We start from the raw sequence: 24,439 nt of genomic DNA, 5'->3' as shown, positions 1-24,439 counted from the left end.
GAGTCGAGTACACGACGGTGACAGAACTCACCGACTTCATCACGTATGCGATCGAGAGTATCAGTCTCGGATTCGACCGATGGGGACAGGAGTACGTGCGTGGACCAGGACTGTATTTCGTGGTCGTGACGGGCGTCCATTCGGGGCAATATGCCGATCCATTGGGTGAGAACATGTGGCCGACCGAGACCTGTCGGGTCGTCACGGATGATCTCGACAGGTTCGTCGAGGCGGCGCAGACGGTCGGATTGCGGCGTGATGGGGCCGTCATTATTAGTACGGACGGGACGGTCCAAGAACAGATGGTTCGTATCAAGAGCCAGAGTGACACGGGCGCGGACGCGACAAGTAGGACAGTCAAGTATGCCGATTGGATGGGAACGAAACACCTGAGTGCCATCGAGGTGTCGGTCCGTGAGGAAGTGGTTGCGGCCATCACTCTCAGTGAAGAGAACGGCCGGATGTCCATCTTCAAGGACGGTGACTACGACGATTATCAACGTGATGAGTTAGGTGGTACGTGGCGTCCTACGGACTGAACCGTTCTATCCTACGGCCGAAGTTCTGCCAGTTCCGATTAGCGTGAGAGTCGTTACGCAGTTCTACTGACCGGCTAATTCATCTGAAGTGGTGTGAAAACAAGGTGGTCAACTGCTGACTGCAGCCTCTGTATCGGTCAAGACGATCCTGACACACTCCGAGTAGTTCGAGTGGCTCGTGCTGCAGAGAGGGCGCGTATCTCTGATGGGTTGCTACGGGGCTCTCCGGATTAGTGCTCAAAGCCGTACCGGCCGATTCCCACCGCAATCAGCAACAGGACGAGTACGACCGGTGTATAGACGAGGTCGCCCGTATACGCCATTATCCCCACAATCATGGCTGCGATGAAGATCACGACGTTCGTCCAACGGTCGTTCACTCGCTGCTGAATCGTTCGATTCATATACATTATCTGTGTGGGGTCATCTTAGCTGTTGCTCCAATGGACTCTGTAAGGGACTGTTAGTCGTGGTGGCAACGGTCTGAATGATATATAAGCGAATACAGCGATACGCTGCTTCAGCATAGAGGCCGTTCAATCACTGCGGTTCCCCACGTTCACGCTGCTGACTGCAGCCTCTGTATCGGTCACGACTCTTCTGACGAGAATCAGAGGGGTTCGACCCATTTCACGTCCCGTTCATCGATATCCGCTGTTCAGAGTGCCTTTTCGATGTTGTGAGTGAGACAGCCGACAACGAGTTCACGGAACTGCTTCCACCAGTGTCGTGAGCGGACGAATGCGCCATATTTCCGTTTGAGACGAGAGTTCACTGTCTCGTTCTGACTCCGTTGGCCGTAGAGGTCGCCGTCCAGTCGAGCGTTCCACGCCTTGTGGAGCGACGAAAATTCTCGGTGCTTGATTAGGGGACGAACACCAGCCTCACGGGCTACCGCGCGAACCTTCCGGTCGTCGTATCCCTTCTCACCGAGGAGAATCGCCACATTCTCTGCATTCCGCTTGATGAGCGACGGTGCGATCTGCGAGTTGTGTTTTCTGGTCGTCGTCACGTGAAGATCGAGGATAGCATTCGCTCTCGTGTCTACGAGCAGTGTCAGTTTCAACTGCTGAATCGTCAGCTTCGTTCGCTTTGTGTGGCTCTGTTGAAATCCTTCAGAGTTGACATTGGGAAGAGCGACTCTCCCCACCGGTTTTCGTCGGTACGGTTGGAAACTAGTCTCTCAGAAAATCGCAAGACGTGAAGAGGATTTCAACAGAGCCGGAAGAATGAGTGGCACGAGACGACGCTGTTCTACCGCCGCAAAGAGAACGCTGAGCATGACGACCATCGACAGTACTCGGTGTTCATGACGAATAGAGGGACTGGGCACCTCACGGAGTACGGCTACCGATGGGAAATCGAGAGTGGCTACAGGTCGATCAAACGATTCATGGCCACGACGACGTCGAAGGATTTCGGGCTGCGGTTCTTTTACTTCGCGTTCGCCTGTTTGCTCTACTCGATTTGGCGAGCGGTGGACCTGCTGGTACAGGTTGAGTTGACCGATGAGTACGAGCACTCGCCAATTGTGACGGCCGATAACACGCTGATTCTGGTGAAGAAGGAAACGGGAATCGGATAGAGAGAGGTTTTATTTGTGTTAGCGCGGCGTCCGAGTGGCAACGCTGTCGAAAGCCGCCGAAATTCGTGTCTGTAGTTGTATTTCCAATAGGAATGGCCGTTTGGAGAGCAATCTGAGCCAGTTCCCGATCACTGAAACAGCCGAAACCACGCATTAAAGCTCCGCTAACCCCTCTGTAGTCTCAACTTTCAGGACTGAAAACCGGGCTTCGCTACACCGTGACCGAGGACACCGTCCCGGACATGGAGCGGGTGGTCGACCGCTTCTGCTTCTACCACCTCGCGTACGGCGGCCGCGGCGTTCCCGACGCGGACATCACGCCCGAGGCGCGCCGCGACGCCGTCGAGCGCCTCGTCGACCTCACCCGTGAGTACCACGAGGACGGCGAGGAGATCGAGACGCTGCTCGTCGGCAACTACTGCGACGCGGCGTACCTCGGCGAGTACGCCCGCCGTGCGTTCGGCCCCGAGCGCGTCCGCCGCTACCTCGCGGTGAACGGGGGCGACCCTGCGGGCGAGCGCGTCGCCGACATCGACTACCAGGGCAACGTCCACGCGACGTAGTTCTGGCAGTCGTACTCGCTTGGCAACGTCCGCGACCGCCCGTTCGGCGACATCTGGGAGGATGAGTCGAACCCCCTCCTCGGTCGTCTGCGCGACCGCCCGGACAGCCTCGGCGAGGAGTGTCGCACCTGCGCGTACAGCGACATCTGCCGGGGCGCATCGCGCCTGCGCGCGCTCACCGTGGAGGGCGAGTTCGGCGCGCGAGACCCGCAGTGCTACCTCACGCCCGCCGAGCGCGCCGGCGACGGAGCACGCGGTACCGGGTCGCCGCCGTCGACGGCCGACTGACGGGACGAGCGGCCGACCACCGTCGAACGTGTTCGGGGAGAGACTCTCCCCCGTCCGGAGCGGACGACTACGTATGAGCGCCGCAGAAGCGGACCGACACGACAGCCGGGAGGACCGGGAACGCGAACAGGTCGTCACCACCGTCGAGGTGAAGGGAACCGGCAGGCTCTACGACGCCCTGCCGGAACACCGCTTCGAGTACTCATTCGAGGGGACCACCCTCCGAGAGTTCCTCGAGGCGTTCCTCGCGGACTACGACGTGGCGCAGTTCCTCCTCGCCGAGACTCCCGAGGACGCCGTCGCACCCGGTTGGGCGCCCGCGCCCGACCCGGAAGACCTCCCGGACGACTTCAGCGGGAACCCGGAGGGAGACCGAACCCGCGCGTACGCCCGAATCGTCGTCAACGGCCGGTTTAACGAACACCTCGATGGCTTCGACACGGAGCTGTTGAACGGCGATCGCGTCGCGTTGATGTATCCGTTCATGTACTGTTGCTGATAACCGATGTGGACGACGCGCCATTGCGACACGCTGACGTGTCGTACGGTTTCCGCTCTGTGTCTCGTCACCAGCAGACGACGGTAGCACGGCCGACGACACGATCTGTGCGCCGCAAGTGGAACGATCGCGACTGCTCAGTGTCAACCACGCTCTTGTCCGCTCCTGTTCGGTGTTGCGGTGGCGGAACGAGAATCGACTGAGTTCGGATTCGTGAGCCAAACGGGGGTCAAAGCATCCCACCGAGCCCCAACCGACCTCCGTCCAGTGCGACATCCGAACCGGCTAGTCGTCTGCGACGGCCGGCCCGTTCATCATCGCCGGACGTGGGTCGGTCCGTTCGGACACAGGCGTCCATTCCAATGACTCCTCGTAGAGGAAGGCGCGGTGATCCTGCGTCGGATCGACGACCGTCAGTGAGAGCCAGTCGTTGTCCAGAATCTGGATCAGTTCCTCGTGGTCGGCCAGGATGGCTGTGACCCGCTCGACCGGCGCATGGACGACCGTCGAGAGGCGGAGCGGCTGGTGGTGCGGTTCATCGTCCGCGGTCATCAGCGACTGGAGCGGGAGCCCGGTCATCAGGGCGCCGCCGTTGCCTTGGTAGACGCCGACGTTTCCGACCGGGTTCTGGGTCACCTTCGACCCGCTGCCGTAGACGGCGTTGTCGACCGTCGAAAAGTAGTACTGGGTGTTGATCCACTGGGTGACGACCATCGGGCCAGTCAAGATGGCCTCGAGCGCGTCTCCGTCAGGGTCGGTCGACCAGTCGTACGAGTGGAGGAACGCACGCCCGTCGAGATCACAGCCGCTGGTCAATTCGCGGGGGCCGATCACGAAGCCGGCGTTGCCGGCTAGGCCCCACTCAGGACGCGTCTCGGCCCAGTCAGCGGCCCGCCGTTCCGTCTCGGCGACGCCGACCGAGCCGTCGGCGCCCATCGACTCGGCGCGCTCGGCAGTCGCGTGCTCGCGGGCTGCCGTGAGGTCCGTACGCAACTGGTCCAGGTCGTCCGCGTGGCTCTCGGGTACGTCGTCCGCGAACAGGTCCACTTCGTCGGTCGTCGTGTTGTGCTGGGCGGCGACGAAGACCGTGTCCTCGGGGATGTCGAACCCGCGGTCGCTGAGTTCGACCCTGACAGCCTCGTCGTTACAGATGTTCGCGAGGACGCGAGCACTCGGGCCGCCGGGGTTGCCCGCACAGGCACCGCAGTCCAGACTCGAGTCGAAGGGATTGTTTGTCGTCTCGCTGGCGTGGCCCGTGAAGACGACGAGGCGACTGAACTCCTCGAACCCCAGTAGCTCGAAGGCGGTCGCAGCGTACTCGACCTTCTCCTCGTAGGTCAGCCCCACCGGCAGGTCGCCGGAGTAGGTGTGCTGGTGGTGGACCAGCGGCTCACAGAACTCGTGGTCGTCGGGTACCTGTTCGGAAGCGGCGTCGAACAGGTCGTGAACGCGTCCGGGGACGAGCGTCCGGGCCGCAAGCGAGAGTCCGTAGCCGCTCCCAGCGGTCTCGACGTAGCCGTAGGCGGTAGCGGCGTTGGCCTCCAGTATCTCGATGACTTCCTCGGCGGCATCACGGATGCCCGACCAGCGATCGTGGCGTGCCTGTGTGTCGTCGTCGGTCGGGAAGTCGGTGATGTGATACTGCGGGTCGACGATCGGGGGGCACGCGTCGACCGACACGTCGGTTCCGTACCCCTGATACCGCATCGGAATGCCGAAGAAGCCGGCGTACCCGTGGGTCTCGTAGTCGCCCGTTTCCTCGATGTGGCGGCGGATGATCTCCGAGCGGGTGTCGATACAGAACACCAACTGCGCGTCCGGACGGCCCGACGCCTCGCTGCCGTCCAGCGACTGACTGTGGGCCGCGACGGTCCCGACGAGGTCCTCGCGGTAGGTCGCTTCCCACGCACGCAGGAACGCCTGAGCGAGGTCATCCGCCGAGTTCGCGTCGACGGCGTCGGTCGAGGGTTCGATGGTGGCGTCGACAGCGTCCAGCAGCGCCAGCCGCGCCGCAAGGTACCCCTCCAGCGAGATCGGGTACGTCGACTGCCACACACCCTCGTCCTCCGCGCGCTGTTTGATGAGCCCGGTCCAGCCCGGGAGCGCAGCCAGTTGTTCTTCCAGGATGGACACCCACTGGGCTTCCGGGTACGATGTGAGGACCCGCTCGATAGCCTCGAGTGGCGCCTCCGGGAGGTCGGCGACGACCCCCTCGTCGGGGATCTCGCTGTCGTGTTCCGCGATTCCACGGAAGGCGGTGTAGAACCCCGCCTCGCGGTTCGGCATCGCCCAGTGGGCACTCCCCTCGTCGAGGAAGGCCGACAGCCACTTCGTCAGCACTCGGTCGACCTGGTCCGTTGCGGCCTCCGCGTCGCCGTTTTCGGCGTCGGCCGACTCGGCCAGACGGTCGAGTAACCGCTCGGGGTCGTCCTCGTAGTCTGCGTCGGCGAGTTCGCGTTCGAGGATGTCCCGGTCGATCTGGCCGCGTTCCAGCGCCGTTGCGAACGTCTTGGCACTGGGGTAGCCACGCCCCCCAAGCAGCGTAGCCGCCCGTTCGACGGCCTCCCCGAACGGCCGGTCCTCGAACCCCGCGAGGGGGTTGGCCGTCACGAACGAGTGGATGGGCCAGAGGGCGCCGACGGTGGTCGCCGCGTCGTCGATGCTGTCGCGGATGGCGGATTCAGTACTCATTGTACTCCTCCGTCGAAGTCAGTAGGGTGTTCGATGCCGGTTGGGTGGCGTTCAGCAGTGCCACGTAGAGACGCTGGCTGTGCTCGTGGACGCCCGTCTCTATCGCGACGTAGATGCCGAGGAAGCCAACGGCGATGACACCGTGGAGTAGGGTCAGTTCGGTCGTCGCCGTGCTGACAGCCAAGAGGTCCGAGACGCCTTCGTAGACGACGGCGTAGATGACGATCGCCGGGAAGAACACCAGCGGGACGGCCGCGTAGCGGGCGATCGCCGGAAGTGAGGTGTGCTGGACGGTGCTGCGGGCCGCGTGCAGCGTGGTGACGACGACGAAGAAGGTCAACAAGAGGCCGCTGTCGACGCTTGCTCCCTTCCCCGTCAGCGCAGTAAACACGACGCCGCCGGCGAGCCCGGTCAGCACCGCCACGACGAAGCCGACGACACTCGTCAGCCCGCCTATCGTGTGCTCGGTGGTCTCGCTTGGACTCGTGTGTTCGACCCGTTCGCCCGAGCTGAGGAACTGATAGGCCTTGTAGAACCCGTGCAGGATGAGGTGGGTGATCGCGGCCCCGAAGAACCCGAGGCCGACCTGCATGATCATGAAGCCCATCTGCCCGACCGTCGAGCAGCCGAGTTTGCTCTTGATGTCCATCTGAACCGACTTCAGGAGCTTCCCGCCGCCGGCGCTCGCCGCGCCGACGGCGACCACCGCGAACATGAGCGTGGAGTCCACCGTAATGACCGGGGCGAAGCGGGTCAGCAGGATGCCGCCCGCGTTGACGAACCCGGCGTGCATCAGCGCAGACGCGGGCGTCGGTGCGGTCATCGAGGAGAGCAGCCAGTTGTGGAACGGGACGAGGGCCGACTGGATCATCGCCGCGAGCACGAGCGCGCCGGCGGCGACCAGCCACACCGGACCACCGAGCGTGTCGGCGGCCGCGCCGATCCCGGAGACCGTCGTCATACCGGTCGTCCACCACAGCGCTGTGAGCGCGATCCCAAGAAGCGCGCTACTGGCGATAAAGTACCTGCGAGCGACCGTCGCGGCGGCCTGTGCCTGTTTCCAGCCCTCGTTGATACCGATGAGTTCGGCCATCACGAGGCCCATCGCCACCCACAGGAACCCGAACAGCGCGATGTGGTCGGCCGCGACGAGGGCCATCACGAGCGCGGTGAATCCGAACGTGGCGGCGAAGAACTTCGTTTTGTGAGTGCTGCCGGCCATGTAGCGGCGCGAGTAGCTGTGAACGATACCACTGAAGAACGTGACTACCACCCACATTAGCGCAGTCAGGCCGTCGATGGCAACCACCCCGGAGAGCTCCCACACATCACCAACCCGGATCCTGGCGAGGAGGACGACGATGCTCGCGACGAACAGCGACCACACGAGCCACGTTAGTGCAACGGGCACGAGCGGCGAGTCCACCGTCGTGTCCGGGAGTGCTCCGACCGTCGGTTTCGAACTGTGTCCTGACATCGTTCGGCTCATCGGACGACTCATTGCGGCATCCGAGACGACCCCCGAGATTCCGCTTCTGGTCGCTTCTGCCTCTTTCTTGAACAAGATGGTTGTTAAGGCTACCTATATTCACAGTATGTTCGATTTGTGGCTATCAGGGAACAGTATGGTCTTCCAGAGATGTCGAAGACGCCCGGAAGCGGTAGTCAGGTCAGTAGGCTTGCGACACGTATCGACGCATCGTCGGGGAGACGAGCCCGGATTGCGGTCGGATCTGCCGCACCGTCGAACGCGACCAGATACCACCTATCTGGGAACGAACTGTACGCACCGTCTTGATCGTGAACGTAGCCAGCGACCGTCACCGTGGAGGGAAGTTCCTGCTGGAGAACTCGGACCTGTTGGCGGACGTTGTACTCGACGAGTCGGTGCTGTACCGTCTGAAGCGGCAACGATTCCGTCAAGACTCCCTCCTCGAACCCCGCTTCGACGAGCGAGCGGAGCGGGTCCAACCGCAGTTCGAGCCCGGCAGGTGACTCTGAACCGGGTGCGATCCACCGCTCATAGGCGTCTTCGAGAACCTCACAACTCGTGTGCCTCACAACGAGGACCGCTGTGATGTCATGCTACGTTTTGAGGTGTTCGATGGTGCTGTCCGGAACTGGTTGGCCTTCATACGGTTCCTGTGTCTGATTCCCGAGGGTCTGAACGCTAATGACGTTCCAGGTATCGTCGACCGGCCACAGCGGCCCCCGGCTTGCAACTGCCCATCGAGCACGAAACGAGGAGCACCGTCTGCGTGTCCGATTCGTGTCCCACGTCGCTTCGAGGCCCGGCCCAGCCTTGGACCGACGCGACGACAGATTCGAGATCGTTCCCGTTCATTCTCCGGTATCCCGATTCCACTCGGACCCATCACCGTCGCCCATCTCCCCTCTTCGACCAGCTTGGCTTTGATTTATTATTACCTTACCGGATCGTTCGATATATCCACACAGAAACTCATGTCGTTATCTGAGTGGGGTGTTGGTACGGACCACCCTCGGGAACTTCCCCCGTCGGCCGGTCGTTCGTGGTGCGGTCGCGAGCGGAAGGCGTACCGTGTTGAACGGGGTGCCCGTCCGCGACGCGTGTTGCACAGTGGCGAACGCGGACGTGAACGGTGCTCGAGACTATCTGATGGGAAGTCTCTGTCGAGTTCCTTATACACAGGAGTACCGGCTGGCTGACACAGCCATCGACGTACCTGTTCGATTCAGAGAGCGGGTGTTCCCACCGCGAGAACAGGCCACGTCCTACGAATCGTCTCCCGTCTGCGTCCCGGAATCGAACTTGCCGAACGGCGTCGTCTCGTGGCTCCGAACGAGGACCTCGTCGGCGACGGTCAGCCCCATATCGAGCAGTTCCTGTGCAACGGGTGTAATATCGCTGTCCATCTGGCCGACTGCAGTGACCAGGAGGTTCTGTTCACCAGTGACCAACTCCTGGACGGATACGACGCCCTCGATGTCCAGAATCTCGGGCACGATGTCACCACGTTCGGGAATCGCAGCGGTACAATAAATCAGCATTCGGAGCGGATACCCGGATCGCTGATAGTCCACGCTGGCGCTGTACCCTTTGATCACGCCGTCGGATTCGAGACGCTGAATCCGCTTCCGGACAGTGCTGTCGGAGGTGCCGGTCCGCTCTGCGATGTCTCCGGACGACATCTTCCGGGCGTCTTCTTGGAGTGCATACAGGATCGCCTTGTCGACGTCGTCGATCTCCGTGTCAGTCATACCAGTGTGTCCGCGACAAGGGCACTTTATGTTTGGACGTTGCTCGGCTATCTCACGGAACTCTCCACGCAGCAGTTCGTCGGTCGTCCGCTACCCGATTTGTCACTCACGATCGCTCCGAACTGTCGTACAGTGCGTCGAACTCCCGCTCACCACGAATCAGCTCATCGACGCCCTCGGTGAGTGTCACCTCGCCGAAGACGGTCGCCCGATAGTAGGTGTGGAGGCCGTCTTCTCCGCGCTCGGTTCGCTGGCGCTTCTCGATCAGCCCCACATCGACGAGTTTGTTGAGGTGGTAGTGAAGGGTACTGTCGTCGATATCCAACGCGTGTTCCAGTTCCTTCGGACTCATCGCTCCCGAGTGAACAAGACGGTAGAGGACCTCGTAGCGGGTGCGGTGACCAATCGCGGCGTGCATCTCGAGGTACTCCTCAAGCGTGAGCACACTCTCCTCCGGGAGGAGATCCTCCGGATCTTCCGGAACCCCACTGTCAACTGTCTCCGTCTCGTTCGTCGCCATGTCACTCATCAGTACGCGCCGGTACCGTTTAGTCGTTCTCAAGCCGAGAACTCTCAAATACCTTGCTTTTTATATACTCTGCGTAGGCACATTCGTGCATGTCGGGGGATATCACACGAGAGCGGATCAGCGACCGCCTGGGGGCCGTTCGATACGACCGATTTCTGTTCTACGTGATGGGGCCGTACAAGTCGTTCAACCTCAACTACGTGTTGAGCGAGGAGGAACGCAGCGAATTCGACGTCGAAGACCTTCCGGGGCCATTGCGGCGACTCTTTCAGAACAAAGACGAGGTCGACAGGGCACAAGCACTCTTACGGCGCGTACAGGGGTCCCTCCGTGTGAACCCGGGTGTGAATGCGTTCCTCGCGCTTGATGTCGATATCGACACGGACGAGATCGATGCGGCAACACAGAGTATCGCATTCACACGGTGTAGTAATGCGACCGCGTTCGTGTTGCCGTTCTTCGGGCACAACTTCGGCGTTGGCGAAGAGGCGGGAAGCATCCTCGAAGCGCTCGCACCGTCTCACGGCGATCGCCTCATCTTCGCCCACGAGGAGAGCGTGACGAGTGCGATGATCCGCTCTGCGAGGGTCCGATGGGACCTGCGGGTGGAGACATACGAGACGGAAGCAGAACTGGTCCGGAAACTTCGATACTTCGTCGGAGAGATCATGCAACGGGAACGTCGGGGCGACCTCGACCGATTGGACTAGCGTCGGGAGTTCAGTTCCACAACACTCGGCTCACACTCACTCCCCGACCGCCTCCTCGACGATCTCGATTTCTTCGTCGGTCAGCCCGTACAGCTCGTAGACGATTTCGTCGATCAACTCGTCAGTTCGCTCGATCTGCTCTTCCAGTTCCTCAGCCCGCTCTTGCGTCTCGATGTAGCTCTCCAGTCCGTCGCGAACGTCCTCAACCACAGGCAGCGTCAGCCCACGGAGCCGGTCCACCAGCGAGTTCGTCTTCGTCGCGGTCTCACGGAAGCCGGCGAACCCGCCCGCCTCGTCGACGGCGACCGGAACGAACGCCTCGATGAGATCCGCTTCGGTTTCGGTGAGGTCCGTGATTCGCATCGCTGGGAGTGGGTCCGTCTCCGTGTAGCCCCACTGGTCCGTCTCGTGTGCGTCTTCGTCGTCGGGTTTGTAGCGAGCGGTGAGGCGGACCTCGACCGTGGTGTCGGCCTCGCGGATGACTTCTGCGTGGCCGACGCGGAGGTTCGGTTTTTGTTCGGTTGTTTCTTGGAGGATGGAGTCAGCTGCGTTCTCTGGGGGTTGGGTCAGGCCGAATTCTGCAACTTTGAAACCTTCACCGTAGGTTCCAAGATGGTCAACCAGGTTTTGATTCAGGATTCTAAGCTCTTCTCTTGAATTGAGCATATGGACCACACTCTCCTCAAGCCGATGAGGAGCAGAATCTGGCACAGGGAGTTTCGAAAGGACCGCTGGTTTGTATGCTCGATATCCTCCTCTCTTTGGGGGAGAAATTCCTCGGTACAGGTATTCAAGTAAACTGGAATTCAGTAACCCGAGAAGTTGTTTATGCGTGAGTGATGTGTGACTATCGTCAAGAATTATTGATTTCACCTTGGTATTGAAATGGTGCTGTTGGTCCTCATCGAATGCGAAATTGTTCTGATTAGATACATCGGGAGACAGAATTTTTGGTGATGTGTATATCCTTGGCTCCCTTTCACGTTCCAACTCATACCAGTTCCGTTTCCCGGACCCAACAGAGGGTCTGGATTCAAGATCAGCATGGTACTGTTTGAGATGGTCATAGGCATTAGGGAACCTGTCAACAAACTCTGCCTCAGAAAATACGGAACCGTCGTCGTATGGATAAATACAGACCAATTCAGTCTGGCACTTGACGTATCTCTTAATGTCTTTACCCTTCAAAAAGGACCTTAGCACAGCTGACTCAATGCCTAAGTCCTCGGCCCTTTCACGACTTAGAACGAAGGCATCGTTATAACCGGTTTTGATTCCTTCTGACATTACATCTGTGATTTCAGAGAGTGTACGGTTGCGGGCACTTGTCTTCTCCAATAGCATCCGAACGTTCGGGGGAATGATTGGCCAGGCCTCCGAATCTAAATCAGAAATTTCCACAGTATATCTGCTGCTATAGACGCGATTAACTAATTCGGAGGCAGACCTGACAGGGAGAACGTCTATGACACCACTTGCTGTTCCCTTTTCTAGAATGAATATACCGACATAATTGGTAGCTCCCTCAAATACTTGATATTCCGTTAGATCCACAATACGTTCCAGAACAGAATTTGACTGCAGAATGTAGCTCCTCAGTCCACGGCCGTACGCCCTCCGCGTGAACATTGTCGGCTGGATATATCCTAGACGTCCAGAGATCAGTTGCTCTCCTTTCTCTGTAAACAGACAATAGAGGTCCCACTTTCCAGTTGAAGACTCGAATTGGCTCTTGTAGTAGCTCTTATATTTCTCCAATAGGTGGGTAGTGCCTAGGTACGGCGGATTCCCAACAACCGCATCGAACCCCCCATCAGCCCGTTTCTCCCCATCAATCCCGAAGAATACCTCGGGATACTCCAGTTCCCAGTGGAAGAAGTCCTCCGCCTCAGCCAGCGCCTGCGCACTCCGGAACCAATCCTCCTCCCGCACGTCGGCCCACTCGCTCTCGTCTTCGATCGCACCGGCCATCTGCTCGTACACGCCGTCGGGCACGTCCAGCCCGAACTGCTCGGCGGTGTGGACGTTCGCCAACTCGAACAGCCGCCCGTACAGCGGGTCCGAGCGGATCTCGTCGTACGTCTCCTCCATCGACTTGATGTCCGCGAGCGTCTCGTTGTCGATGGCCAGCAGCTCCGACATGAGTTCCATCACGTGCTCGAGCGTATCCCGACGTGCCTTCGCGAACACCTGCGTAAGCGTCAACTGTCCGCCTTCCTGGGCGCTATCATCAGACAGCACTTCGGTGATGTCCGAGCCCACCAGCGAGTTCCCATCCTTCAGGTGGTGGTCGAGGAACGCGAGCGGCTGGTCGGTCGCGAGCGTCTCCAGCCACATCGACAGCTTCGCCAACTCGACGGCCATCCCGTTGATGTCCACCCCATAGATGCACTCGCGGGCGATGATCCGCCGGATGTCCTGTTCGTCGTAGCTCTGGATCTCCTGCTGGCGGATGACCTCCATCACCTGCTCGGTGAGGTAGCCGGTCGCCTTCGTGAGGAAGTGCCCCGACCCCATCGCCGGGTCGAGCACGGTCAACTCGCGGATCTGCTCCAAGAACGGAGCAATGTACCCCTTGTCGCCGGGTTCGAGCCCTTCCTCCTCGCGGATATCCTCTTTGATCTCGTCGACGAGCGGATCGATCGTCTCCTCGACGATGTACGCGACGACGTAGTCGGGCGTGTAGTAGGCCCCAGTGGCTTTGCGCTCGCCGTCGTCGTTCACGACGTACAACTCGCCTGCCTCGACCGTCTCGATGGCGTCAGCGACGCTCACCTCCGTCGCAGGCTTCCACACCTGCCCGCCGTCCTCAGACACGGCGGCGTACTGCTCGGGGGCGATGCGGAACTCGTGTTCGAGCAGGCCCTCGTAGATCGTCCCCAAGTGCCGGGTATCGAGGTCGGCGTAGTCGGCGAGCACGTACCCATCGCCGTCGTCGGCGGTCGTCGTCCCCAGTCGGTAGACGACCTCGGCGATGTACCGATCGGCGACCTCGTTGTTCGCGAGGAACGCGTGCTCCTCGTCGTCGAACAGCCCGCCGTTGTACGGCGGGATGCCCAGCGACTCCTCGCCGGAGTCGATGAGTCCGAACAGGTCCTGGAGGCGGCTCCACATCGACGTCGAGTACTCGCTGTACTCGTCGAAGGAATCGCCCGCGTCGATATCCTCGTGGATCTCTTGGCGCAGTTGGTCGAGGCTGAAGTGTTCGTTGAACTCGGCCTCGCGAGCGGGCTCGTCGGGACTGATGAGGTGGCGCGACTCGGCATATAACACGAACATCAGCCGATACAGGAGGACGAGCGACTGCTCTTTCAGCTCCTCTTCGCTCAGCGCTTCCTCGTCCTCTGCGTCGATATCGAGATCATTTGTCTCGACGAAGCCCTCGCCGAGGATGCGCAGCGCGGTGAAAACGTTGTCCTGAAGATCCTCGCCGAGCTCCTGTGCGGCTGTCTCCGATTCGTTCCAGACGGTTTCGAGGAACGTTGTGCCCGCCGTCTCGCGGAACGCGGCCGGCCGGAAGAACGCATAGAAGTACTTGAACTGCTCAAGATCGCCCGACTCGAGGAGTTCGGGCAGGTTGACCTCGTAGTAGGTCTCGGTCGCGTAGTCTTTCGTCCCGTAGAGGCGCCACGTCTTGCCGTCGGTGAGGATGCCCCACTCCAGTCGCTCAGGTGTGTGTTCGAGGTAGTATTTGATCTGGTGGGAGGCGTCGCGATACGAGCGCGTCTCCGCGAAGCGCTTGGTGAAATCGGCGTCCCACTGCTTGGCTTCGAGGACTGCCGAGGCGAGCGAGTACATCGCGTCGCGGTCGCCGTCGCGCTTGCGGATGCTGGCGTCGCGGCGTGTCTCGTCGGATTCGAACAGGAGGCGGTCGTTGTACCCCTCGCTGTCCGGGAGCGTCGTCTCCGAAAGCGTGCCGAACCCGAGGATGTCCAGCACTTCGTCGATCCACGAGTCGAGCAGTTCGTCCTCTTTGTAGGAGGCGACGAGTTCGCCTTCCAGTTCCCACAGGTGTTGGAGTTCCGCGAAGGCGGCTTGGGCCTCATCGTCGCAGTCCCAGGCGTCGAGGTCGTCGACGCGCTCGTCGAGATAGTACCCCGAGAAGAGGTCCGAGTTGCGGTAGGGCGTGGCCCCGAGGGTGGCCCGGCTCATTCGATACCGCCTAGCCGTAACGCAATCGTCAAGAAGGCAGGGGGTCCGGGGCTTGGACTATCCGTGATGGCAGAGTAACCAGAAGCCAACGCAACGCTGTACAGACACAGGCAGCTTGTGTGGACCCGCAGCGCCCACCACGACGACACATTGAAACAGCGCCTCCGTGAGGCAAACTCGTGCCACTTCGGGAGGCAAAATCCATCGATACCCTCGCTGCCGAAACGCGTGAGGCCGACCTCACACTCTCTGCGGACCCACCACTCACGCTTGCGCTCGACCGACACACCAGTACCCCGCGCCTCGGTCGCGCCAGTGCGACGCCGCGAAGTCACGCCGCAAACGAGTTCGTTCCCAGTGACCGCCGTCGCTTGTTCACCGAGCTCATCACCCAGACGGACCTCACGTGGAAGCAGGCCCACCGGGCGCTCGATCGCTGCCTCCAGTGTTGGGACGCAACCGGGTCACTCGACACGATCACCGACTACCCGGAGTTCGATACGCCGCAGTTCCACACCGCCCGTGATATCCTCCATGAGACCGACTCGAGTTACCACGACCTCGAAGCCACGACACTCCCCGACAGCACCGATCTGGCGGTGATCAACGAGGCGGGACTGAGTCCACTCGATCGAACGCTCCTCCCCGATTCCTACCAACAGGTCGATCCCTTCACCGGTGACACGACCTCCCTCCCACAGGTACACATTTTCCCCTCGACTACGGCGATCGTCGACGCGCTTATCACGCAACTCGATACGCACACTGGCGAGGCCGTCGGCATCGTCCTCGACGAGTCGAGTCTCTTCAGCCCACTCGTCGAGTCCGCACTCGAGACGGCCGGCATCCCGTATCAAGGCGGGCCGGGCTTCATCGATGACCCCGACATTCGGACCTTCCTTCGGCTTGCCGAGGCGGTCTTCACTGGCAGTGATCTGCGCGTCGCCGACTTGCGCCCGCTCGTCGAACGGCTCGGCGTCGATCTCGACAGGGCAGCCGATCACCGACGCGTCGATCGTGTTGATGTCGGCCCTGCCTACGAACGGTTCGTCGATACGCTCCACACTGGCACTGTCGACGACGCGATAGCGACGTACGAACGAGCCGCCGAGAGTTCACTCACGCGACTTCGCGAGGAGTGCGCCAGGCTCGGTCTCCTCTCAACAGCGTTCACGCCCCAGCGACTCACTCGACTCCGGTACTATCTCGAGTCGTTCGATATCCCGGCCGACCAGCCGAACGAGGGTGTATTGCTCACTGACGGCGCTGCGACCAGCTACATCGATCGCCCGGTCGTGTTCTATCTTGGGTTAGGAGATGGCTGGGCCCAGCAACCCCCGGACAGACCGTGGGTCGACCCGGTCGAACACGTCCAGCAGGATCTCGACCGCTTCGAGATCCTCCTCCAGAACGGGCAGGAGCGACACTTCCTCGTGCAAGCATCGCAGGCCGACGCAAACACCACCCCGTGTGTGTACTTCCAAGACCTCGTCGAACACTCCGTCGAGTCGTTCAGTGACCTGCCGCACACGACCCACGGTGCCGACGCGACGCGTGAGAGCGTCGGGACGCCGTTCGTCGCCCCCGACAGGCCGGACACGGATCCCGAGCTACCGGCGACGATCAGTCAGTCCACGCTCCAGCGGTTGGCCAACTGTCCCCGTGCGGAGTTTTTCCACCGACTGGTCGAGTCACCGACGACGATCTCGATGGCCCGCGGTACCGTGATCCACGAGGCCGCAGAGCTGTGTGTCACGCATCCGGGGGCGGTTCGCGAGCACCACGATGCGGTCATCGACGCGATGCTCGAACAGATCCGTGCGTACGCGACGACGGCCCGCGAACGAGTCGAACGGACGCAGTGCGTGCTTGCACTCGAGACGATACAGCGATACCTGGACGCGCATCCACCGACCGAGACACCGTACGAGAGCTACAGCGACCGCTCGCAGTCCAATCGCCTCGCCGAACGGCTGGGACTCACTGTCGACTCCTCACTCACCGAGCGGTGGTTCCAAGCCCCCGGCATCGGACTCCACGGCTTTGTCGACCTACTCCACTCACAGACGGCACTCATCGACTACAAAACCGGCTCGCAGTCGTCGCCCAGCAAACTGCGCCAACAGGCGTCACTCGACCCACTGCACGACGAGCCGAACTTTCAAGCGGCGGCGTATCTCGCCCAGCACCGCCGTGAAACCCCCGGCCAGCCACTGGAGATCCGATTCGTCCACCTCCTCGAACACGACACGCAACTCGCCCGTGGCGACACTGTCCCGCTCGCCGATCTGGTTACCTCAGTCGAGTACCTGCCGTGTACGTTCGGCGAGTTCGCCGCCCGCCGCGAGACGTTCGACGCGGTCACCGACTACGTCGACTCGAACGACCGCGTGAAAGCACTCGACCCGCTTGGCTACGACGCGTACCGCGAGTTCTTCGAGGCACACGACCTCCCACGTGAGGGAGTCGACCCGGAGCGACGGGAGGCGATCATCCAGTCGTTCATCGAGTACACCAAACCCCGCGTCAACGACACGATGTACGTCGAACGCGGCTGTCGCTCGGCGGTCGAGGATATCGACGGCCTCGTGGGCGAGCGCTATCTCACGGAGGACCTGAACGCCTTCGAAGCGTTCGTCACCGACCAACGCGAGCGCCTCGCTGCATATCGGAAGGAGGGCTTCCCCGTCTGCACCCACGAAGACGGTCCGAACTGGGATCGCGTCGACGCCCGAGATCTGGTGATCGACGATGTCTGAGCCGACCCCGAACGAGAACCAGCAGCGCCTGATCGAGTCCATCGACGGGATCTACCGTGTCGACGCTGGCGCCGGGACCGGCAAGACGTTCGCGATCACTCGGCGGTACGCCCACATCCTCGACACGACCGACGCGACGCCGGAGGACATCCTCCTGGTCACGTTCACTCGCAACGCCGCCCGAGAGATGCGCGAGCGCATCGTCCAGCACACCGACTACGACCTCCGGGAACTCCAAGGCGCGCCCATCAGTACCTTCCACGCCTACTGTTTCCGACTGCTGTGTCGCTACGGCCACACCGTCCCCGAGACGCTGGGTATCGACGATCAGATCCCCGATTCGATCGACCTCATCGAGGAGCCGGTCCGCGAGCGGCAACTGTTCCAGCGCTTCATGTCCACCTTCGCCGACGACCATCCCGAACACGCGGACATGTTGCGCATCTTCCGTGACCCCGCCACGCTCCACACGCTCATCGGCGAACTCGCTGCGAAGGGCGTGATCCCCACTCGTGACGGCTGGTTCCGGTCGAGTGACGAGCCACTCCACGGTGACCGCGAGGCGTTCTTCGAAACTGTCGCCGACGCAAACGCCCCCGGCGAGGGGGCCTCCGGTCCGACCAACAGCGACGCGCGGGGGGCAGTCAGCGGGTGGGACGCGAGTGAGTACGCCCCAGACGCTCCATCGAAACGCGAGGTCCACGACGATCCTCGAGTCGATCGCGGCGTCATCGAACGCGCCTACGACGAGGATCGGACAGCGCTGCTGGCGTTCGTCCACGATGTCTACCACGAGTACATCGCGTGTTCCCTCCGGAACGACTACCTCACGCAGGGGCTGATGCTGGCGCTGGCGTTCGTCATGCTGTGTGACCGGCCGCAGGTCCGCGACCAGGTCGCCCACGAGTACGTGATGGTCGACGAGTTCCAGGACACGAACGAACTCCAGTTCAAGATCGCGGTGCTGCTCGCGAGCACGAACAACATCTGCGTCGTCGGAGATTGGAAACAATCGATCTACGGCTTCCAACACACGAGTGTCGAGAATATCATCGCGTTCGATGACCGGCTGGGGCGGTTCACTCGCGAGTTGAACGCCGACCGAACCCGCATCGACTACCCCGTCGAGTCGATCACCACGATTCCGCTGTACGAGAACTATCGCTCCGCGGCGTCGATCCTCGAGTTCGCAGAACAGAGTCTTTCGATTCCGGCGACCTACAGCGAGGATGTCGACGATCCGCTCGCAGGCGAGCGCTCGCTCGCGGCGACGAATCACGTCGACAACGCACAGATCGACGCGTACCACGCATCGAACGAACACGAACTCCTCCTCGATCGGATCCAGCTGGTCGTCGACAGCGACGACTACGCAGTCGAGGTCACCGACGAACCGCAACCGGACCCTGGCGCCACCGCTGCACAACAGGCGGCAGCCGAGCGCGAGCGACTGGGTGCACCCACCTACGGAGATATCGCCGTCTTCACCCGAACGCGCGCGTTCGCTCGGGAGTTCCTCGCCGTCGCCGACGAGTACGGCGTCCCGGTCGCCTACGACGGCGGCGTTGAGCTGTTCGATACTCCAGAGGCGAAGCTCGCACTCGCGTGGTTGCGCATCGCTGAGTCGAATGCCCGTCGAGGCTGGGCTCTCGTCCTTGAGCGCGCGGGCTACGCCTCCGATCGGACGGAGACAATCGTAGACGCTGAGGCGTACCCCGACGCGATGGGACGGTTCCGCGAGGAACTTGCAGCGATCGACACCCTCGGGGGCTTCCTTCGACGCGTCTTCGACCGCTACGGGCACACGAGCGCGACTGCCGATGCGTTGGTCGATCACCTCACGAGCCTCCATGAGACCAGCACACTCACCCGAGGCGAGGCGATCCAGTACATCGAAGCCAACCTTGCTGCGGGGACCACCGTCGAGATCGAGACGAGTCCGGGTGATGACGCCGTCACTCTGCAGACCATCCACGGGGCGAAAGGCCTCGAGTACCCGATCGTCATGCTCGGCAACCTCAACGACCGGGCGTTCCCACAGTATGGCCAGCCGCCAGCCTGTCCGATCACCTATGATGACGAGCTGGGACTTCGCCAAACCCGTGTGTACAGCGAAGCGGGCACTCATCCGCACGTCTACCCGCACTGGCCGACGAAACTGTTGCAGTCGATCCAGCCGCCGACGTACGATGAGGAACGGCGACTGCTGTACGTCGCGATGACGCGGGCGAAACGACACCTCCTGTTCACCGCCGGCGACGACCCGAGCCGCTTCATGGACGGCCTCTCGATCGACGCGACGACGGTCGAACCGGCACCTGAACACGGTACGGTCGATCGAGCGGCTGCCACTCCGTTCGAGACGACGATCCCTGACAGTAGCACCGTTCCTCGACGGCTCAGCGTCCACGATATCATGGACGACAGCGTCTACGACGAGCGCGACGGTGGTCGTGGGACGGACTTCGGAACCGCCGTGCACGACTTCGCCGAAGCGTACGCACTCGACGAACCCGTCGAACCGAGCAACGACGACGAGCGCGCCGTTGCAACGCTCATCGATGACCTCGATGGGGAACTCATCTCGGAAGAGCCTGCGTTGCTACCGCTGCCCGGTGAGCCGCAGCTAACTCTCGCGGGGGTCATCGACCTCGTCCACGTCACTGACGACGCTGTCGAGATCATCGACTACAAAACAGATCCAGATCGGCTGGCTCACGACGAGTATCGGACGCAGCTGAGTGTGTACTACCACGTGCTCGCGAGTGTGTACCCCGACCGGCCGATTCAGGCGACTGTCTTCTACACACAGACCGCTACTCCGATCACTGTCGATCCAGTTTCGCTCGATGCGATCGACCGGTTGTCGAGAGGGCGCCACGAGTGATCGAGAACGAGGCGTCTTGTGCCCCCGCGAGGGCGACACAACACGAGCACATGATGCTCCTTCACCACCACTCACGCGGGCGCTACTCACATGCGCTCAGTGACGGCTCCACAACCCCCGACACGGCCCGCTGAATCCGTTCGCGATCCCACCCCAGCGGCGACACCACACGCTCGGCGGCTCGAATCGCCTCCGCCGATATCACTCGATATCGTACCGCTTCAGCGATTCGCGCCAGAGCCGCGCGCGCCTTGGCCCGTCGCGCCACCATCCCAACGAGACGCAGACACACCCGCAAATACCCTCTGGAGACACGGAAACGAGCGGTCAAACATGTTCGCCGCCGTCCCCGAACGACCGGAACCGCGGCCGGACTAAACCCGTGGACGCGAGTATCGCCGACCGGCATGAAGGTAACCAGACGCACGCTGGCGAAGGCGCTCGTAGTCGCCTTCGTCGTGAACCTCGTCGTGATGGGCGCCGGCGCGGCGCTGGCGTACGAGCAGGCGCCGCCCATCCCCGACCGGATCGTCGGGCCGGACGGCGAGACGATCGCGACCGGCGACGACGTGCAGGCGGGGAAGGCCGTCTTCCAGCGGGACGGACTGATGAACCACGGGTCGATCCTCGGCAACGGCGCGTACTTCGGCCCGGACTACACCGCCGACACGCTCGACCTGAAGACAGAGGCGATGCGGGAGTACTACGCCGAGGAGCGCTACGGCGACGCGTACGGCGACCTCCCGCCGGAGAAACGGGCCGCCGTCGACTCGCTCGTGAAATCGGATCTCGACGACGGCACGCCCGGCGACGGCGTGATCGAGTACTCGGCCGCGGAGGCGTACGCGCACGCGCAGGTGCGCGAGGTATACGTCAAACGCTATCACGAGGGGTCGGACGCGCGCGGCGTCCCGGTCGGTATGATCGACTCCAAGGAGGAGGCGCGCCGGTTCGCCGATTTCGCGCTGTGGACCGCGTGGTTCTCCCACACCGACCGCCCGGGTGCCGACCACAGCTACACCAACGACTGGCCGCCCGCGCCCGCCGCGGGCAACACGCCCGGCGCCTCCGTGATGACCTGGAGCGTGATCGCGATGGTGCTGCTCGTCGCCGGCGCGGGCGTCGGCGTCTGGCTGTACACCTCGATCGACCTCTCCGAGCCGTCGGCCGCGGGGGTCGACGTACCCCACCCGGACGACATCGACCTTCTGCCGAGCCAGTCGGCGGCGCTGTGGTTCGTTCCGGTGGCGGCGCTGCTGTTCCTCGCGCAGACGCTGCTGGGCGGGCTACTCGCTCACTACTACATCGAACGCCACGCGTTCTTCGGGCTGGAGACGATCCCGGGGCTGGGCGTCGACGTGCTCCAACTCCTCCCGTTCGCGATGGCGAAGACGTGGCACATCGACCTGGGGATCCTCTGGATCGCCACGCTGTGGCTCGGCGCGGGGCTGTTCCTCCCGCCGCTGCTCACCGGATATGAGCCCGACAACCAGGCCACCTACGTGAAGGGGTTGCTGGGCGCGCTGGTCGTCGTTGCCGTCGGCGGCCTCTTGGGCATCTGGCTCGGCGCCCACGGCGTCTTCGACGCCGGCGGCGATCTGTGGTGGATCCTCGGTAATGAGGGGCTGGAGTACCTCGAGGTCGGGAAGCTGTGGCAGGTCGGCCTCCTCGTCGGCTTCCTGGTGTGGGCCGGCCTCGCCGCCCGCGGGCTGAAGCCCCTGCTGAAGCGTGAGGAGCCCTACGGGCTCGCGCACATGATCCTCTACGCCGGCGGCTCCATCGCGCTGCTGTTCTGTGCGGGGTTCATGTTCACCCCCCAGACGAACATCGCGGTGACGGAGTTCTGGCGCTGGTGGGTCGTCCACATGTGGGTCGAGGGCGCCTTCGAGTTCTTCATCGTCGCCGTCGTCGCGATGACGCTGGTGTCGATGAACCTTCTCCGGCGCCGCTCGGCGGAGAAGGCCGTGCTGCTGGAGGCGCTGCTCGTGATGGGCACGGGCGTCATCGGCGTCAGTCACCACTACTGGTGGATCGGCATGCCCGACGTCTGGGTGCCCCTTGGGAGCGTGTTCTCCACGCTCGAGCTGATTCCGCTGGTGTTCATCCTCTTCGAGGCGATCAACGAGTACCGCGCGCTCGCCGGCAGCGGCGAGTCGTTCCCGTACACGCTCCCATTCATGTTCATCATCGCCTCGGGCGTGTGGAACTTCGTCGGCGCGGGCGTGCTCGGCTTCTTCATCAACCTCCCGCTGATCAACTACTACGAGCACGGCACCTACCTCACCGTCGGCCACGCCCACGCCGCCATGTTCGGCGCGTTCGGCTTCCTTGCGCTCGGGATGGCGACGTACGTGCTCCGCTTCACCGTCTCGAACTGGAGCGGACGGCGCCTCCGGTGGGCGTTCTGGCTGTGGAACGTCGGCCTCGCGCTGATGGTGTTCGTCTCCGTGCTCCCGGTGGGCTTCCTCCAACTGGAGACGGCGTTCACGCAGGGGTACGACGCCGCGCGCTCGCTGGCGTTCTACAACCGGCCGCTCGTCCAGTCGCTGTTCTGGGCGCGCCTCCCCGGGGACACGATGATCATCGCCGGGACGGCGCTGTTCGCCTACGACGTGGCCGCGAAACTGCGCGCGCGCCGCGTCGTCGACGACCCCGACCGCGTCCCGACCGCCGGCCCGGTCCGCGCGTTCCTGCAGGACGACGACTGACCGCGACACCGCGTCCGGCCCCGTTTTTCGCCATCGCGTCACCCGGGTGAGCGGGGACTTATGTGCCTACCGCGAACCGGTTCGGGCCGCTCCCGAACCGTCGGGAACCACGAATCCTGTTGATGGGGTGATGGGACGTACCTGTAACCGCGAGGTGCCCACCGATGCCCACGACACGACGCACGACGCTGAAAGCCCTCGGAACCGGCGCGGGCGGGGCTGCGCTGGCCGGGTGTTCAGCGAACGCTCCGACCGCCGAACAGACTGAGACCGCACGCGAGACGACCGAGCGGACCAGCGGAAAACCGACGGCTCGGCGCGTCGCCGCCGACCCGACCGACATCCCGGACCCGATCGACCGCGACACCTCGAAGACGGTGCAGGTCGAGCTGACCGCCAAGGAGGTCCGCGCCGAGATCGAACCGGGGGTCGTCTTCGACTACATGACCTTCGACGGCCAGATCCCCGGGCCGATGGTCCGCGTCCGGCAGGGGGACACCGTCGAGTTCAGCCTGACGAACGCCTCGTCGAACGCGATGCCGCACAACGTTGACTTCCACGCCGTGTACGGTACCGGCGGCGGCAACGTCGCCACGACGGCGGCGCCGGGGACAGAGAACGGGATGCGCTTCGAGGCGCGGTACCCCGGCGCGTTCATCTACCACTGTGCGGTCCCGAACCTGGACTACCACATCTCGTCGGGCATGTTCGGGATGATCCTCGTCGAGCCGAAGGAGGGGCTCCCCGCGGTCGACCGGGAGTTCTACTTCGGCCAACACGAGGTGTACACCGACAAGCCCGCCGGCGAGAAGGGGCGCCACAGCTTCGACATCGACGCGATGAAGGCGGAGGACCCCACGTACGTCCTCCTCAACGGCCAGAAATACGCTATCACGCCGGACAACCTCGGCGCCGTTACGGCGGAGACGGGCGAGACCGTCCGCGTGTTCATGGTCGACGGCGGGCCGAACCTCAACAGCAACTTCCACCCCATCGGCAACGTCTGGACGGAGGCGTACCGCGACGGCGGCCTCGCCGGTCGCCCCGAGCGGTACCTCCAGACGGTCAACGTCCCGCCGGGAAGCTGCATGGTCGGCACCCTCGACCTCCCGGTCCCGGAGCACATCAAGCTCGTCGACCACGCGCTCTCGCGCGTCGCTCGCAAGGGGATGATGGGCGTGATCAGCGTCGAGGGCGAGGAGAAGCCCGGCGTGTTCGACCCCTCACCGAACGCGGCTCCCGCCGAGGACGAGGAGGGCCCGGCGTACTGACCGTCGCGCCCGCCGCTG

The 24,439-nt window shown here is 62.6% G+C and carries 14 protein-coding genes and 3 pseudogenes; 9 read left to right on the top strand and 8 right to left on the bottom strand.

The window, feature by feature from the left end:
- Window positions 1–17 precede the first annotated feature (17 nt).
- Complete coding sequence (locus BUE16_RS08285; RefSeq protein ID WP_234972362.1) at window positions 18–539, top strand: diadenylate cyclase; 522 nt, start codon at window positions 18–20, stop codon at window positions 537–539.
- A gap of 230 nt (window positions 540–769) precedes the next feature.
- On the opposite strand, the gene BUE16_RS16680 is transcribed toward BUE16_RS08285, so the two are convergent.
- Together BUE16_RS16680 and BUE16_RS08280 are read right to left on the bottom strand one after the other, a co-directional pair.
- Window positions 770–943 (bottom strand): hypothetical protein, encoded by a 174-nt coding sequence (locus tag BUE16_RS16680; protein ID WP_159435751.1) that lies wholly within the window; start codon window positions 941–943, stop codon window positions 770–772.
- A gap of 254 nt (window positions 944–1,197) precedes the next feature.
- Window positions 1,198–1,641, bottom strand: a pseudogene (locus BUE16_RS08280) (transposase); the annotation flags it as partial.
- A gap of 123 nt (window positions 1,642–1,764) precedes the next feature.
- Between BUE16_RS08280 and BUE16_RS08275 the strand changes: the two are divergent.
- The 3 genes and pseudogenes from BUE16_RS08275 to BUE16_RS08260 all read left to right on the top strand — a co-directional run.
- Window positions 1,765–2,124: pseudogene (locus BUE16_RS08275) on the top strand (transposase); the annotation flags it as partial.
- Window positions 2,125–2,315: 191 nt separating this feature from the next.
- Window positions 2,316–2,975 (top strand): annotated as a pseudogene (locus BUE16_RS16040) (SPASM domain-containing protein); the annotation flags it as partial.
- 148 nt (window positions 2,976–3,123) lie between these two features.
- Window positions 3,124–3,474: a ubiquitin family protein gene (locus tag BUE16_RS08260; protein WP_394327426.1), complete on the top strand. Its 351-nt coding sequence runs from the start codon at window positions 3,124–3,126 to the stop codon at window positions 3,472–3,474.
- A gap of 285 nt (window positions 3,475–3,759) precedes the next feature.
- Here BUE16_RS08260 and BUE16_RS08255 read toward each other — a convergent pair whose 3' ends face one another.
- From BUE16_RS08255 to BUE16_RS08235, 5 genes are all read right to left on the bottom strand, one after another.
- A complete protein-coding gene (locus BUE16_RS08255; RefSeq protein WP_073308415.1) occupies window positions 3,760–6,165 on the bottom strand; it encodes a DUF2309 domain-containing protein in 2,406 nt (801 codons plus the stop codon).
- A complete protein-coding gene (locus BUE16_RS08250; RefSeq protein ID WP_073308516.1) occupies window positions 6,155–7,642 on the bottom strand; it encodes a proton-conducting transporter transmembrane domain-containing protein in 1,488 nt (495 codons plus the stop codon). Before BUE16_RS08250 ends, BUE16_RS08255 begins: the two co-directional genes overlap by 11 nt.
- Before the next feature lie 188 nt (window positions 7,643–7,830).
- On the bottom strand, window positions 7,831–8,226 hold the full coding sequence (locus BUE16_RS17215; protein WP_234972361.1) for a hypothetical protein: 396 nt from the start codon (window positions 8,224–8,226) through the stop codon (window positions 7,831–7,833).
- 693 nt (window positions 8,227–8,919) lie between these two features.
- Window positions 8,920–9,405, bottom strand: a complete 486-nt coding sequence (locus tag BUE16_RS08240) for an Lrp/AsnC family transcriptional regulator (RefSeq protein ID WP_073308412.1) — start codon at window positions 9,403–9,405, stop codon at window positions 8,920–8,922.
- Window positions 9,406–9,511: 106 nt separating this feature from the next.
- Complete coding sequence (locus tag BUE16_RS08235) at window positions 9,512–9,925, bottom strand: winged helix-turn-helix domain-containing protein (protein WP_073308410.1); 414 nt, start codon at window positions 9,923–9,925, stop codon at window positions 9,512–9,514.
- A gap of 98 nt (window positions 9,926–10,023) precedes the next feature.
- Here BUE16_RS08235 and BUE16_RS08230 point away from each other — a divergent pair, with 98 nt between their 5' ends.
- On the top strand, window positions 10,024–10,644 hold the full coding sequence (locus BUE16_RS08230; RefSeq protein WP_073308408.1) for a DUF7509 family protein: 621 nt from the start codon (window positions 10,024–10,026) through the stop codon (window positions 10,642–10,644).
- 36 nt (window positions 10,645–10,680) lie between these two features.
- On the opposite strand, the gene BUE16_RS08225 is transcribed toward BUE16_RS08230, so the two are convergent.
- Window positions 10,681–14,796, bottom strand: coding sequence for an Eco57I restriction-modification methylase domain-containing protein (locus BUE16_RS08225; protein WP_073308406.1), 4,116 nt, complete (start codon window positions 14,794–14,796; stop codon window positions 10,681–10,683).
- Window positions 14,797–14,975: 179 nt separating this feature from the next.
- Here BUE16_RS08225 and BUE16_RS08220 point away from each other — a divergent pair, with 179 nt between their 5' ends.
- The 4 genes from BUE16_RS08220 to nirK all read left to right on the top strand — a co-directional run bounded on the left by BUE16_RS08220 (window position 14,976) and on the right by nirK (window position 24,421).
- Window positions 14,976–17,555 carry a PD-(D/E)XK nuclease family protein gene (locus BUE16_RS08220; protein WP_079991564.1) on the top strand — a complete coding sequence of 860 codons (2,580 nt, stop codon included), beginning with the start codon at window positions 14,976–14,978 and terminating at the stop codon, window positions 17,553–17,555.
- The gene (locus tag BUE16_RS08215; RefSeq protein WP_073308402.1) at window positions 17,548–20,442 is read left to right on the top strand and encodes a UvrD-helicase domain-containing protein; all 2,895 of its coding nucleotides are present in this window, start codon (window positions 17,548–17,550) and stop codon (window positions 20,440–20,442) included. The genes BUE16_RS08220 and BUE16_RS08215 overlap by 8 nt, the downstream gene beginning before the upstream one ends.
- Before the next feature lie 407 nt (window positions 20,443–20,849).
- The gene (locus BUE16_RS08210) at window positions 20,850–23,150 is read left to right on the top strand and encodes a nitric-oxide reductase large subunit (protein ID WP_073308400.1); all 2,301 of its coding nucleotides are present in this window, start codon (window positions 20,850–20,852) and stop codon (window positions 23,148–23,150) included.
- Window positions 23,151–23,314: 164 nt separating this feature from the next.
- Window positions 23,315–24,421 (top strand): copper-containing nitrite reductase, encoded by a 1,107-nt coding sequence (gene nirK, locus BUE16_RS08205; protein ID WP_073308398.1) that lies wholly within the window; start codon window positions 23,315–23,317, stop codon window positions 24,419–24,421.
- Window positions 24,422–24,439: the final 18 nt, after the last annotated feature.

Source organism: Halobaculum gomorrense (genome assembly GCF_900129775.1).
Taxonomy (GTDB): Archaea; Halobacteriota; Halobacteria; order Halobacteriales; family Haloferacaceae; genus Halobaculum; species Halobaculum gomorrense.
This window is presented reverse-complemented; position numbering and strand designations above follow the sequence as displayed.